Annotated in this window: 10 protein-coding genes; 4 read left to right on the top strand and 6 right to left on the bottom strand. The window is 59.5% G+C overall.

What is annotated here, in order from left to right; translation table 11 throughout:
• Window positions 1-27: 27 nt before the first annotated feature.
• On the bottom strand, window positions 28-2,079 hold the full coding sequence (locus B0H98_RS07365; protein ID WP_106374419.1) for a TonB-dependent receptor family protein: 2,052 nt from the start codon (window positions 2,077-2,079) through the stop codon (window positions 28-30).
• A 154-nt stretch (window positions 2,080-2,233) separates the two neighbouring features.
• Here B0H98_RS07365 and B0H98_RS07360 point away from each other — a divergent pair, with 154 nt between their 5' ends.
• The gene (locus B0H98_RS07360; protein WP_106374418.1) at window positions 2,234-2,407 is read left to right on the top strand and encodes a YqaE/Pmp3 family membrane protein; all 174 of its coding nucleotides are present in this window, start codon (window positions 2,234-2,236) and stop codon (window positions 2,405-2,407) included.
• A gap of 78 nt (window positions 2,408-2,485) precedes the next feature.
• Here the strand turns inward: B0H98_RS07360 and B0H98_RS07355 are convergent, their stop codons facing one another.
• Both B0H98_RS07355 and B0H98_RS17045 read right to left on the bottom strand, forming a co-directional pair.
• Complete coding sequence (locus tag B0H98_RS07355) at window positions 2,486-3,748, bottom strand: dicarboxylate/amino acid:cation symporter (protein WP_106374417.1); 1,263 nt, start codon at window positions 3,746-3,748, stop codon at window positions 2,486-2,488.
• Window positions 3,749-3,803: 55 nt separating this feature from the next.
• On the bottom strand, window positions 3,804-3,959 hold the full coding sequence (locus tag B0H98_RS17045) for a hypothetical protein (RefSeq protein WP_167392651.1): 156 nt from the start codon (window positions 3,957-3,959) through the stop codon (window positions 3,804-3,806).
• A gap of 476 nt (window positions 3,960-4,435) precedes the next feature.
• On the opposite strand from B0H98_RS17045, the gene B0H98_RS07345 reads away from it, so the two are divergent.
• Window positions 4,436-4,642: a cold-shock protein gene (locus tag B0H98_RS07345; protein WP_018917934.1), complete on the top strand. Its 207-nt coding sequence runs from the start codon at window positions 4,436-4,438 to the stop codon at window positions 4,640-4,642.
• Window positions 4,643-4,780: 138 nt separating this feature from the next.
• Here B0H98_RS07345 and B0H98_RS07340 read toward each other — a convergent pair whose 3' ends face one another.
• The gene (locus tag B0H98_RS07340; RefSeq protein ID WP_106374416.1) at window positions 4,781-5,647 is read right to left on the bottom strand and encodes a putative RNA methyltransferase; all 867 of its coding nucleotides are present in this window, start codon (window positions 5,645-5,647) and stop codon (window positions 4,781-4,783) included.
• Window positions 5,648-5,787: 140 nt separating this feature from the next.
• Entirely contained in the window at window positions 5,788-6,534 is a 747-nt protein-coding gene (locus B0H98_RS07335) for a helix-turn-helix domain-containing protein (protein WP_106374415.1), read from the bottom strand.
• A 137-nt stretch (window positions 6,535-6,671) separates the two neighbouring features.
• Here B0H98_RS07335 and B0H98_RS07330 point away from each other — a divergent pair, with 137 nt between their 5' ends.
• Window positions 6,672-10,154 carry an acyl-[ACP]--phospholipid O-acyltransferase gene (locus tag B0H98_RS07330; protein ID WP_106374414.1) on the top strand — a complete coding sequence of 1,161 codons (3,483 nt, stop codon included), beginning with the start codon at window positions 6,672-6,674 and terminating at the stop codon, window positions 10,152-10,154.
• 243 nt (window positions 10,155-10,397) lie between these two features.
• Entirely contained in the window at window positions 10,398-10,997 is a 600-nt protein-coding gene (locus tag B0H98_RS07325; RefSeq protein WP_106374413.1) for a nitroreductase family protein, read from the top strand.
• Between the two features lie 66 nt (window positions 10,998-11,063).
• On the opposite strand, the gene B0H98_RS07320 is transcribed toward B0H98_RS07325, so the two are convergent.
• On the bottom strand, window positions 11,064-13,031 hold the full coding sequence (locus B0H98_RS07320) for a mechanosensitive ion channel family protein (protein ID WP_106374412.1): 1,968 nt from the start codon (window positions 13,029-13,031) through the stop codon (window positions 11,064-11,066).
• Window positions 13,032-13,110: the final 79 nt, after the last annotated feature.

Below are 13,110 nucleotides of genomic sequence, written 5' to 3'. Positions count from 1 at the left end.
TATGGTCCGTTCGATGAACGCGAAGCCTTAAAAACGCACCTCTACCCCACCATAAACGCTGCGCCCCGGCGCCGGCTCATAGTAACGGCCGAAGGTGCCGTTCAGGCGCACGTTGGCGTAGTGCTCCTCGTCCAGCAGGTTGCGCACGCCTACGTAAGCGTTCAAAAGCGTATCGCCGCCCAGGCGCCAGCCATCACCTACCCGCAGGTTGACCAGCCAGTAGCTGTCGATATCGGTTTCGTTGGCGTTATCTGCCACCATGTCGCCGATATACTCGGTCTCGAGCGTTGCAAAGCGCTCGGCAAGCCCCTGCCAGGTCAACTGGTTGATCCAGGTCTGTTCGGGCAGCCCGGGAATGCGATTCCCGTCAAAACGCTCGCTTGGCGTGGAGAACGCATCGAACTCGTAGCGAGCGAGGGTCAACGCACTGTTCAGCCGCCACTGGTCGGCAAACTGCCAGCCCAGGGAAAGCTCCACGCCGTCGCGGTTGGTATCGCCCGCATTCTGGTAAAAGGTGCGCCCGCCTTCATCATAAGGCACCAGCTCATCGCGCACGCGCACCGAGAACAGCGCCACATCGTAATCCATGGCCAGCGGCTCGATATAACCGCGCATGCCCACTTCACGGTTCCAGGCTTTTTGCGGCTCTATGGACGGGTTGAAGCCGCCGCCGGCCGGGTTGGCAAACTCGGAGAACGTCGGGGTTTCAAAGGCGGTACCGGTATTGAGATACACCTGGTGTTCGGGGCGATAACGGTAGCTGAGTCCGGCCGAGCCGCTCCATTCGTTGAAAGTGCGGTCTCCGCTTTGATCACCATCGGCAAGATAGCGGTCATCCACATCCAGGTCGATTCGGTCAAACCGTGCGCCCAGCGAAAGCGTCAGTTGATCGGTCAAGCCCAGGTCCCCCTGCCCGAATACCCCGGCCGAGGTTGCCTTCTGGGTTTCATCCGCCACCTGCTCGCCCACGCCGCCCTGCGCATTGACGCGCCGCCGGAACCGGTCATCGTCCTGGCGGGCAATATCCACGCCCGCCACATAGTCAAACGGCAGCTCGCCAAGCATGATGCCGTGGTGGTACTCACCGCTTACGCCCATATAGTCGCGCTGATAACCCAAGCGGCTGTCGCCGACATAAGGCAACTGCTGTTCAAAATCGCGCCGGGCGATAAACCCCTTGAGATAGAGCTCACCGGGGCCGGCCGCCAGGTCTTCATACTGAAGCCCTACCAACTGCTGGTCGACACTCTGGTGAGCGTCCAAGGCCCGCGAATTTGGCGCGGCCTGATGGCGCCCACGCGCTACCTCGTTGGCATTCAGCGCGCCGGGGTCTTCCGAGCGCGGGTTTTCCAGCAGATTCACGATCGCGGTCAAGGCGCGCTCGCTACCCAGCTCGCGACGCAGCTTGGCGTTGAGCAGGTACTTCTCGGTGGAACTCTGGTCCCGATAACCATCCACGTTCAGGGCAGACAAGCTGACGTGGTGCGACCAGTCGCCGTTTTGCCCGCCGTTTTGCAGTGAAAGCTTCTGATAGCCATCGCTACCCGCCTCGACGCGCAGCCTGGAGCCTAGGTCACTACGCCCATCGGCGGTGGTGATATCGATCACCCCGCCAGCGGCGTTGCCGTAAAGTACCGATGAAGGGCCACGGATGACCTCGATACGCTCGGCGCTATCCAGGTCGATGGCATCCAGCTGCGCCTGGCCGTCGGGAAGCGTGTAGGGAATGCCATCCACCATTACCGTGATGCCGCGCACGCCAAACGGAGCGCGGGCGCCAAAGCCACGAATGGAAATGCGCTGGCCCTGAGCGAAGTTGTCACGGTTTTGCAAGAAGACCCCGGGAACGCCTACCAACGCCTCATCCAGGCGCACACGCTGCTGCCCCTGAGCGATGGTTTCGCGGTCGATGGTGGAAACCGCAGCCGGTGTGGCATAAAGCTCCCGCGCCAGGCGCGGCGCGCTGACCTCAACGGTCGGCAGCGCCTCAGCAGATGACGGTGGCGCACTCTGCGCCCAGGCTGACCCCGACATCGCCCAGCCCGCCAGCATCAGCGAGGGTGGCAATAGTTTGTACATGGCTTCCCTTCCCCTTGTTTTGATAAGAACCGGCTGCAACCTGATGAACCCTAACGAAAACGCCGGGTCAATCGTAAGCGCAGCGGTTCGCTAAGTTTGAACCTTGCGTCTACACTTGCAAGTAGTAACGTACCGATTAAGCAAAGGAGGCTTTATGGCGCTTACTGCAACAGATCCGATCAAGATGATTTTTGCCATCATCTTACCGCCACTGGGCGTATTTTTTGAGGTGGGCCTCAAGGGACATTTCTGGCTCAATATCATCCTGACCCTGTTTGGCTTCATTCCCGGCATCATTCACGCATTTTATGTGATTTTGAAGCACTAGCCTGAAAAGCCGCCAACGAATATCCAAGCCGCCTGAGCTCACGCCCAGGCGGCTTTTTTATTCCACCTACGTTGCAGGTTAACGGCTGACGGCGGAAGGGTCGTCTGCCTCGACGGGCGTTTCGCTGAGCTTTTCGCCTTCACTGCGGGCGATCACTGTGGTGCCTACCAAGTCGCCGGTCACGTTCAACGCAGTGGCGCCCATCCCCACCAGGGCATCGATGGCGGTCAACAGCACCACGGTTTCGATGGGTAGTCCTACCTGGGCAAACACCGTAGCGATCATGATGATCCCCGCCCCTGGCACACCAGCGGTACCTACCGACACCAAGGTGCCGATCAGCACGATCTGCACCATGCTGACAAAATCGAGCGGTGCGCCGATCACGTTGGCGGCGAAAACGGCGGAAATCGCGATGCGAATCGCCGCGCCATCCATATTGAGCGTAGCCCCGAGCGGCAGGCTGAATCCGTACACGCTGCGCGAAATCCCCAGCCGCCGCGCCGCGTTGATGGTCAGTGGCAAGGTGCCGGAGCTGCTCTGTGTGGCAAACGCAGTGGCCATGGGCGTGCGCGCTTCGCGAAAGAAGGTTCGAAGTCTCACGCCGAACAGGCGCATGATCACGCAGTAGATCACCAGTTGCAGGGCGAGTGCGATATACAGCACCATCACCATGTCGCCCAGCGACAGCAGCGTATCCAGGCCCTGCTGGCTGACCGTCTCGGACACGATGGCGAACACGCCGATGGGCACCACGTGCAGCACACCGGCCATTACCTTGAGCGTGACGCTGTTCAAGCCTTCGATTACCTCATACAAACGCTCGGCCGCTGCCGGCTGGGCACTTTGCCGCAGCTTCAGCAGCGCAAACCCGAACACCAGCGCGGTAAAGATAATGCCCAGCAGGTTCTGCTCGGCAAAGGCGCCGATGATGTTGCTCGGCACAATACCGAGAATGACATCAACCAGGCCGGGGTTTTCCGGTGCCGTGAAGCTGGCATTCTCGTCCAGCGTCATGCCACTTCCCGGGCTGAACAGCGAAGCCACGCTCAGTCCCACGACAATCGCCAGCGCCGTGGAGACGAGATAGTAGGCAAACACCTTGCCCCCCACGCGCCCCACGCTGCCCTCGCGGGACTGATTGATACCCACCATCAGCGTAAACAGCACGATAGGCACGATCAAAAACGTCAGCAGGCGCAGCAGCAGATCACCCACCGGCCCAAGCCATGTGGCAACGGCGTCACCGCCCACAAGCCCCACCACAACGCCGAGCACCAGCGCGATGGTGACGCGAAGAATCAATGAGGTATTCATGTAACGTTTTAAAAGCCAGCTCATCTGGTCACCGTGGTTGGGCAATAGTCGGTCAAAGTATAACGGCTGAGTTTGGCGCTCATGCCGATTCGCTGCTCCCTTCGCGCAGCCAGGCGTGAAACGCCGGGGTGTCCTGCTCGTCACGCAAAGCGTAGTACACCAGACGCAGATGTCGGTCCTCATCCACGATCAGCGAGGTGTGCTCGAAGGTGGCCGCCCCCAAGCCCTCGAGCACAAGGTAGCGCACTCCTTCGCATGGGGCGTGTACCGCGTGCTTTTTTGAATCCGGCCGCGGCGCATTTCATTCACCATCGGGGCCGCAGCGGGCGGGCTTATGCTCTCTAACGCTTTGCCTGTCGGGATGCTTGCTTTAAGCGCTGGCGGGCTTGCTGCCTTGGGGGCGGCATTACAGCTCACCATGCGCAAGCGCCGTCATTAAGCAATGAGTATTAAATACTTAGCACTCGCGAGATAGTCAGCGGTGCCCAAGCGTGAAATATTACCCGAGGCCTGGAAAATAAATACAAAAAGCCTTTGACGCGCGGAGATAATCGTGACACTGTAGCGTCAGTTGGTTAGCAAGCAGCATGGTTTCAGAAGTGTACGATCTTTTTCGGCAAGCCTGATATTGTATTCCTTGTTTCACCCGCTACTTAATCTGGGTAATACCAGGAACTTTATTACAGCGCATATGCGCGAAAGGATCTAATCATGGCAACTGGCACAGTTAAATGGTTCAACGACACTAAAGGCTTCGGTTTCATCGCTCCTTCTGACGGCAGCGACGACCTGTTCGCCCACTTCTCCGAAATTCAGTCCGACGGCTTCAAAACCCTTCAAGAAGGCGCTAGCGTTTCTTTTGACGTTACCCAGGGTAAAAAAGGCCTTCAGGCTTCTAACATCAAGCAAACTTCTTAATCTTTTAGATTAACAGTTTGTGCGGACTTCGGTCCGCCCCACAAGGCCCGCTCATGCGGGCCTTGTTGCGTTTGGGCGTTACATGAAGACATGAGCTACAGCGCAAGGTTAGCTACCCCTACGCTCAATAGGTCTGGACTAACCGTTGCGAACGAGCTTGCTCAGCTGCACGTCTACGGTCACGCTCAATGCCTCAAGGGCGGCCGCCCTCTCCCGGCCCTCAGCCGTTGCCCGGTAAAGGTGCGGTGTCATCGCCAGTAAATCGGCAATCGCCGCTTTACCCTCCAGCGTTAACGAGTAGTTCAGCGTTTGGGTATTCGCCTGCGTAAACCCTTCCGGGACCGGTGCATTACTTACGCGCTCGGGTTTGAGCGTCGGGTAGATGACCTCGCGAAGCTCGCGCAGATGATTTGGCCCGGCCTCCACCTGAAGCCAGACGCCGCCCGGCTTGAGCACTCGCGCAAACTCCTCCACCACGGGAAACCCGAACATGCACAGCAGCCTATCCAGTGCCTGTGCCTGCACGGGGAGATTGGCGTTGCTGCCGACGACCCAGGTTGCGCCAATCGGGCTTTTCTGTCCGGCAATACCCTGTTTGGCGGCGGCCAGTACGGCCCACTTCGAGATATCCAGGCCAATCAACTCAAGCGGCGCTGCATCCGTTGCGGCGTTAGCCAGTTGGCGCAGGTAATAACCTTCGCCACAACCCGCATCCAGGCACGCAAGAGTCGCGCCTTCGGCTCTATCCTCAAGCACGGCCTCGCTTACCGCCTCGGCGATCGGCTGATAATAGCCTGCGTTCAGAAAGCGCTGGCGCGCGGCGACCATGGCTTTGCTGTCGCCGGGGTCAGCGGAGCGCTTGCGCTGAACCGGCAGCAGATTCACATACCCCTGCTTGGCAATATCAAAACTGTGCCCCGCCGCACAGCGCCATGTGCCGCCGGCTTGAGTGAGCGGGTCGCCGTCGAGCGGGCAGGCCAAGGCTTCAAACGGCAGGCTATTCATACACGGCACGCGGGATAACGCGGTTGCGGGTCATGAGATATCTCAAACGATGGTAGCTGAAATGGTAACTGAAAAGGCCTGTTCGCCTGAACCGGCCAGAGCGTACTAAAACACGCAGGCCTTCACTACCCTTCTGTATTTTATTTTTGCGGCGACTCGCGCGCGTAATCCTTGAACAACCCGTGCTGCCACTGACGCACCGCCAGCACCGAGGTGGTACCAAAACGCTGGGTGATGGGTAGTGCACTTTCCCGCTGGCAGAGTTCGTGAAACTCCTTGGCCAGGCGCTGCATGATCTGTTGCCACTCGTCGTTGCCCGCCCGGGATAACAAGCCGTTGAGCACCAGCAGCTTTTCGCTTTCGCTGTCAAAGCGCGAGCGAAAGAACTCGTTGGCAATATACTGTTGGAAGAACTGCTGTATGGGCCCACCAGGGCGCCAGCGGAAATTGGGGGCTACCCGACGCCGGATCCGGTTGCCGGGCAGAAGCTCGATCAGCGCCAGCCGCTCGAGCTTCAATAGCTGGCGGGTACACTCCGCCTCGCTCAACTGGTACTGGCGATGAATATCGGCAAAGCTGTAGCCGTTGAGCACGCATACCGCGACCAGAAACAGTTCGTGGTCGTCGGCGATGCTCTGCTCCTGGGCCTGAGTAAGCTCCTGCAGGCGCCGCTCGTCGGCCTGCATGGCGTGAACGAGTTCGGCAAATTCAATGTCGAGCCGCTCACACATGCACTCAAGGCGTGCTAGCGTGACATGGCGCTCGGCGAACATGCGCTTGACCGAGGCCTCGCTTAGCCCAAGCCACTGGGCCACATCGGCATAGGTCTTGCCCTGTGCGCGAAGCTGGCGTTTCAGGGCATCGAGCAGCGAACCGGTTTGAGACACACTGACCTCCTGGGAAAAGTAGCTTATAACGATACTTTACCGCACGAATAACGCAACTTGTCGTGCGAAGGTTGCGTAAAATGCAGCCGTCACGGAAAGTCCTTCTGACTTCAACACAACCATAAGGCTGACGACTCATGCAACGACTGCTCCGTACGCCGGGCGCCTGGCCCTACCTGATCGCCATTTTCCTCAACGCCTTCGTTGATCTGGGCCACAAGATCGTCATTCAGAACACGATCTTCAAAAGCTATGAGGGCACCACGCAGATCGTGCTGACCGCGCTGGTCAACGCACTGATCCTGCTGCCGTTCATTCTACTGTTCACCCCCGCCGGGCACGCGGCCAACGCCCACCCCAAAGTACGCATTCTGCGCCTTTCTGCCTGGGCGGCGGTCGGCGTGTCGCTGGGTATTACCGCCGCCTACTATTACGGCATGTTCTGGCTAGCGTTTGCCATGACGCTGCTGCTGGCCGTTCAGTCAGCGTTTTATTCGCCCGCCAAGTATGGCCTGATAAAAGGGCTGTTTGGCAAACCGCGCCTGGCCGAGGCCAACGGACTGATTCAGGCAGTCACCATTGGCGCCATTCTGGCGGGCACCGTCGCCTTTACCGCGCTGTTCGAGCACTGGGTAATATCAACCGATCAAACGCCGGGCCAGATGCTTGGCCACATTGCCCCACTTGGCTGGCTGCTGGTGGCCAATAGCCTCATGCAGGCACTTTTACTCTACCGTCTGCCGCTGGATAGCGCGGCCACCCCGCAGGAAAAACTCGCCTGGAAGCACTACTGGCGCGGCCAGACCGCTCGCGAAAACCTCAGCATCGTGGCCCGTCAGCCGGTGCTCAGGCTTTCGATCATTGGCCTGGCCACTTTCTGGTCGGTGGGCCAGGTGCTGCTTGCCGCGTTTCCAGCCTACGCCAAAGCCGCGCTGAACATCGATAATACGCTGGTGCTACAAGGTATTCTGGCTGCCAGCGGCGTGGGGATCGCCCTGGGCTCGATGCTGGCCAGCAAGTTTTCCCATAACCGTATCGAAACCGGGCTGATTCCGGTCGGCGCGCTGGGCGTGGCCATAGGGCTTGGCTGCCTGCCGCTATTTTCCACTCCGCTGACCCAGGCGCTCAACTTCGTGTTTATCGGCCTGATGGGCGGGCTGTTCATCGTGCCCCTGAACGCTTTGATTCAGTTTCACGCCGCCGAGCGGGAGCTGGGCACTGTGCTGGCCGCCAACAACTGGATTCAGAACCTGGCCATGCTGGGCTTTCTGATCGTGACCGCGCTCTTTGCGCTCGCCGGTGCCGACAGTCGCTACCTGCTGATGCTGATTGCAGCGGTGGCCCTGGTGGGCGGCGCCTACACCGTGATCAAGCTGCCCCAGAGCCTGGTGCGCTTTCTGCTCAGCTTCCTGCTGACGCGCCACTACCGGGTAGATGTGCATGGTTTGGAGAACCTGCCTTCTCAAGGGGGCGTGCTGCTGCTGGGTAACCATATCAGTTGGGTGGACTGGGCCATGGTACAGATCGCAAGCCCTCGCCCGGTGCGTTTCGTGATGCTGAGAAGCGTCTATGAGCGCTGGTACCTGCGCGGGTTCTTCAAGGCGCTGGGCTGTATTCCCATCGAGCGCGGCGAAAACGCAAGCCAGGCGCTGGCAGCCGTGGCCGAGCAGTTGAATGCCGGTGAAGTGGTGTGCCTGTTTCCCGAGGGTGCGATCAGCCGTACCGGCCAACTGGGCGAGTTTCGCAGCGGCTATCGGCGCGCCTGCGAAATGGCCAACCCGGATGTCAAGATCGTGCCGTTCTATCTGCGCGGCCTGTGGGGCAGCCAGTTTTCGCGCTCATCGAGCAAGCTCAAGGCGCTGCGCAACGCGCCGCTGCACCGCTCGGTCATCGTCGCCTTTGGCGAACCGCTGCCCAAGGAGACCCCGGCGGACGTGCTCAAGCGGCGCATCTTTGATCAGGCCACGCGTTCCTGGCAGCACGCCATGGATGACCTGCAAACCCTGCCCGATGCGTGGATCAGAAGCGTCAAACGCCGCCCGGGGGAGCTTGCCCTGGCCGACTCGCTGAGCCGCCCGCTCAAGGCCGGCACGGCGCTGGCCGCCAGCCTGATGATGGCCCGGCGAATCCGCAAACTCAGCCCGGCACAGAATGTGGGCCTGCTGCTCCCTACCAGCAGCGCCGGGGTGCTTGCCAATATGGCCACCCTGCAGGCGGGCAAGACAGTGGTCAATCTCAACTACACCGCAAGCCAGGAGGCCCTGGCGTCCGCACTCTCTCAGGCCGATATCAGTACCGTATTCACCTCACAGCGCTTTGTGGAGAAGCTTGCCCAGCGCGGGTTGGAGGTAGATGCCCTGCTGGCCAATTACCGCGTGGTCTACCTGGAAACGCTGCAGGCCTCGATCGGTCGTGCCGAGCGGCTGAGCATGTGGCTGGCCGTGCGCCTGTTGCCTACCGGGATTCTGCGCCAATGCTTTAGCCGCTCTCACTGCGGCGATGCCACCGCGGCCATCCTGTTTTCCAGTGGCAGCGAAGGCGCGCCCAAGGGCGTCATGCTTAGCCACCACAACCTGATGGCCAATATCAAGCAGACGTCTGATGCGCTGAATACCGAGCACGACGATGTCATGATGGCGTCGCTGCCGCTGTTCCATGCCTTTGGCCTCACAGTGACGCAATTCTTGCCGCTCATCGAGGGTCTGCCGCTGGTGTGTCACCCGGACCCTACCGACGCTACCGGCATCGCCAAGGCCATTGCCAAGCACCGCGTGACGATCATGTGCGGCACGTCCAGCTTTCTGCGCCTGTTCACCCGCAGCCCCAAGGTTCACCCGCTCATGCTGGACAGCCTGCGCGTGGTGGTTGCCGGGGCGGAGAAAGTCGATGACAGCGTGCGCGAAGCCTTCCAGAGGAAATTCCACAAGCTGATCTTCGAAGGTTACGGCGCTACTGAAACGGCGCCGGTAGCCGCAGTCAACCTGCCGGATGCCCTGGATATCAACTACCTGCAGGTACAGCGCGGCGCCAAGATAGGCAGCGTAGGCATGCCGCTGCCCGGCACCAGCTTCAAGATCGTCGATCCGGAAAGCTTTACCGAACTCGCCACCGGTGACGCCGGAATGATCCTGATCAGCGGCCCTCAGGTCATGCAGGGTTATCTTGGCGATACCGCGCGAACAGAGAGCGTACTGCGCGAGCTCCACGGCCAGCGCTGGTATGTCACGGGCGACAAGGGGTATCTGGACGACGACGGCTTTCTGTTCATCGTTGACCGCTACTCGAGGTTTGCCAAGATTGGCGGCGAAATGGTGGGACTTGCCTCGGTAGAGCAGGCAGTAAAAGCCACGCTGCCCGACCTGGACACCGCACTCATGGCGGTCAGCGTGCCGGATGCAAGCAAGGGCGAGCGTATCGTGCTGCTTTCCGAGACGCCCCTGGACACCCAGGCGGCACGCGCGGCCATGCTGGAAAACGGCGCCTCGCCGATGATGGTACCAAGCTACTGGTTTACCGTTGAAGCGCTGCCAAGCCTGGGTTCGGGCAAGCCTGATATTGCCGGGGCCAAACGCCTGGCCAAGGCGAAGCTTGCCGAAAGCACCGCGCCATCCGCGTCATGATAAAACCGCGCAATAGCGCAATCTGCCGCTGAATTGCCTGCTTTACAGGCACAGCAATGGCGCTCTTGAAGCGCCATTGCTGCTGGCCGTTTTCAGCAAAACTTGAGGTACCAATACGAGGATTTTTTTCACTTAAAGCGCTGACATTTCTCCATGGTTTCCTTGAACAGAGTAGTTTAAATTTCGCCTCGGTCCTGAGAGCCGCTTTCCTCAGGGGTTCTACCAATCATTGAGGAGGCGCTTGTGCCTAACTCCGCTATCAATATCTACAAGCAGCGCCGTAGCCAATACGTTATTGGCAAAGATCTTCCGATCAGCTCAACGGTGGTGACCGCGCTTATCAAGGAAGCCGTGAAGCAGGCCCCCTCTTCCTTCAACTCGCAAAGCTCGCGGGCGGTGATTCTGTTCAACGACCAGCACGAAGCGTTCTGGCAGCTGGTGATGGACACTCTGCGCAAGATCGTGCCGGCAGAGGCGTTCGCCGCCACCGAGCAGAAAGTCAACAGCTTTTCCGCCGGTGCGGGCACCGTGCTGTTCTTCGAAGACCAGGACGTGGTCAAGGAATTGCAGGAAAAATTCCCGCTCTACGCCGACAACTTCCCCGTCTGGTCAGAGCACTCAACCGGCATCGCCCAGTTTGCGGTGTGGACCGCGCTTTCCGAGTCAGACATCGGCGCCAGCCTGCAGCACTACAACCCGATCATTGATGAAGCGGTCTTCCAGACCTGGGACCTGCCGGCTTCCTGGAAACTGCGTGCTCAGATGCCCTTCGGCTCTCACGAAGCGCCGTTTGGCGAGAAGACCTTCATGGACGACGAAGAGCGCTTCCGCGTTTTCTCTTAAGGATTACGCCACCGCCCGCCGAGCATTACGTTGGCGGGCGGCAGCACTTTAGCGCTACGCATCAGATCAGCGCTTGGAAGACTCATCGTCCGAGCGCTCTGCCTCATCGGTGCTGTCTTCGTCGTCAGCGCGCCTTGCTTTCACCGTTTTTTCCGAATCGGCTGAACGCCTGGGCTTTTCGTGCTTCTCAGTGTCTTCGGTTTCAGCGTCGCTATCCGGGCGTTCCGTCTCATCCCGGTCTTCTTCTGCCTCATCCCGATCTTCTTCTATCGCAGATTCAGGCGCGTCATCACCGGTTTTCTCGGTCTTCTCCTCGCCATCATCTTTCGAGGTCTTGGCGGTCTTGGGGTTATTCGTCCCATGGCCTTTTGTCACATCGCGATGGCTGATCACCATGACCTCGCGCGGCCACCATTCGGGATGATTATCGCGAATGAACGTGATCAGCTTTTCGCGAATATTCATCTCTGCCGACCAGCCCGAAAGCGGGTCGGAGGTCATCAGGTAGCCGGTCACCGTCTGGGCATGAGCAGTCTGGCCCGTGACGTAGAGAAGTAGCTTGTGGTTTTCGATCACGCAGTCCTCTTGCTCGGCATACTCCAGAAACTTTTCTCGAATAAGCGAGATATCCGCACTCAGGTGCACAACCAGCTCAAGGCTTCGATACATCTTGGCGCTTTTCACCGAGAGGTTTTCAAAGGGCTTGGAGGTGAAATACGTGACCGGCACGATCAGGCGTCGCTCATCCCATACCCTCAAACGGATGAACGTATAGAAGATGCCTTCCACGTAGCACCACTGGCCTTCAAAGATCACCAGATCACCGATGCGGATGGGCTTGGCCAACGACAGCTGGAAAGACGCAAGAATGTTACCCAGCACCGCCTGACCCGCGATACCCACGAGCACGGCCAGTACGCTGGCCGAGGCCATGATCGAAAGCCCCAGGGTCTCGAAAAGCTGTATCTGACTGAGCACATAAACTGAAACGGCAATGACCGTCAGCAGAATGATACCGCGGCGCAGCGCGTACAGCGTGGTCAGCAGCTTGCGCTCATCCTTGGGCTTGGTATCGTCGATTTCCCCCACCAGGCGGCGCGTCATGCGCAGCATGATGGTATCGACCAGGCGCAGGGCGATCGTGCCCACGCCCCAGGCCATGACCGCAATCAGCACTACCCGGAATGTCGTGGTGGCCACGGCCGAGAAGGACACCACGTAATCGAGCAGCGTCTGGGTGACCAGCGACATCACGATCAGCGCCACCGGCCCCTTGATGCGCGCAGCAAAGATGCTGCGCGCCCCGGAGGGCACAAGCTTTGCCACTAGCCCGACGAGGCTGTACACCGCCCACCCGACGGAGCCGATGATCAGCACGAATACCGGAATGGCTATCCATTCCCAGAGCTTGAGCATGCCAAACGAGGCCTTCAGGCGCTCGGGAATATACTCCTCTAGCATGGAAGGCCCATACTCGTCATACAGCAACGGAATGGCGGAAACGCTGTCCGGCATGATCAGCCAGATAGGATCGTCATCCTCTACCCGGTAACGACCCAGGCGAATATCGTAAGTCTGGCCACCTGCCTTGAGCGAGGCCACCTCGATGTCACGGCGCGGTTCACCGGCCCGCGGATTCTGCCCGGAGGGGTCTTCAATGGCCGCATCCTGGCGCCCGGAAAGGTTCGACGCATTCAGCCACTCGCCCCGCCGCAGCACCTCGGCAAGCTGTCTGGCAAGCTCTGCCCCACGCTCCTGCTGCTCACCGCTTGAAAAAGCAGAAAGATTGAGCACATGGGCGGCGGCGGTAAACTCCTCGTCGTCGGTAAGCTCCAGAAAATTGCGCAGTGTCTCGCGCGGCGTTGCCAGGCTCATGTCTTCGGGCGCTTCCGCTAGCCCTTCGTTGATCGCATCAACCGAGAACCAGCGGGTATCTTCGCTCTCTTCACCCTGAGCCTGCGCCAGGCATGCGCTGGAAAAGCAGAGCGTAAAGACCAGAACCATCCATGCAGGCCATAAGCTTTTTGCTTTCATAGGTGCCTTATTCATTCAGGTGGGGGACAAAAAGTCTGCACCAACCATCAGCCGTAAGCTGATCTATCCATATCGGTGA

The organism is Vreelandella songnenensis (assembly GCF_003002925.1).
Classification (GTDB): domain Bacteria; phylum Pseudomonadota; class Gammaproteobacteria; order Pseudomonadales; family Halomonadaceae; genus Vreelandella; species Vreelandella songnenensis.
The sequence above is the reverse complement of the archived record's forward strand: the minus strand, read 5'-3'. Positions and strand labels throughout refer to the sequence as shown.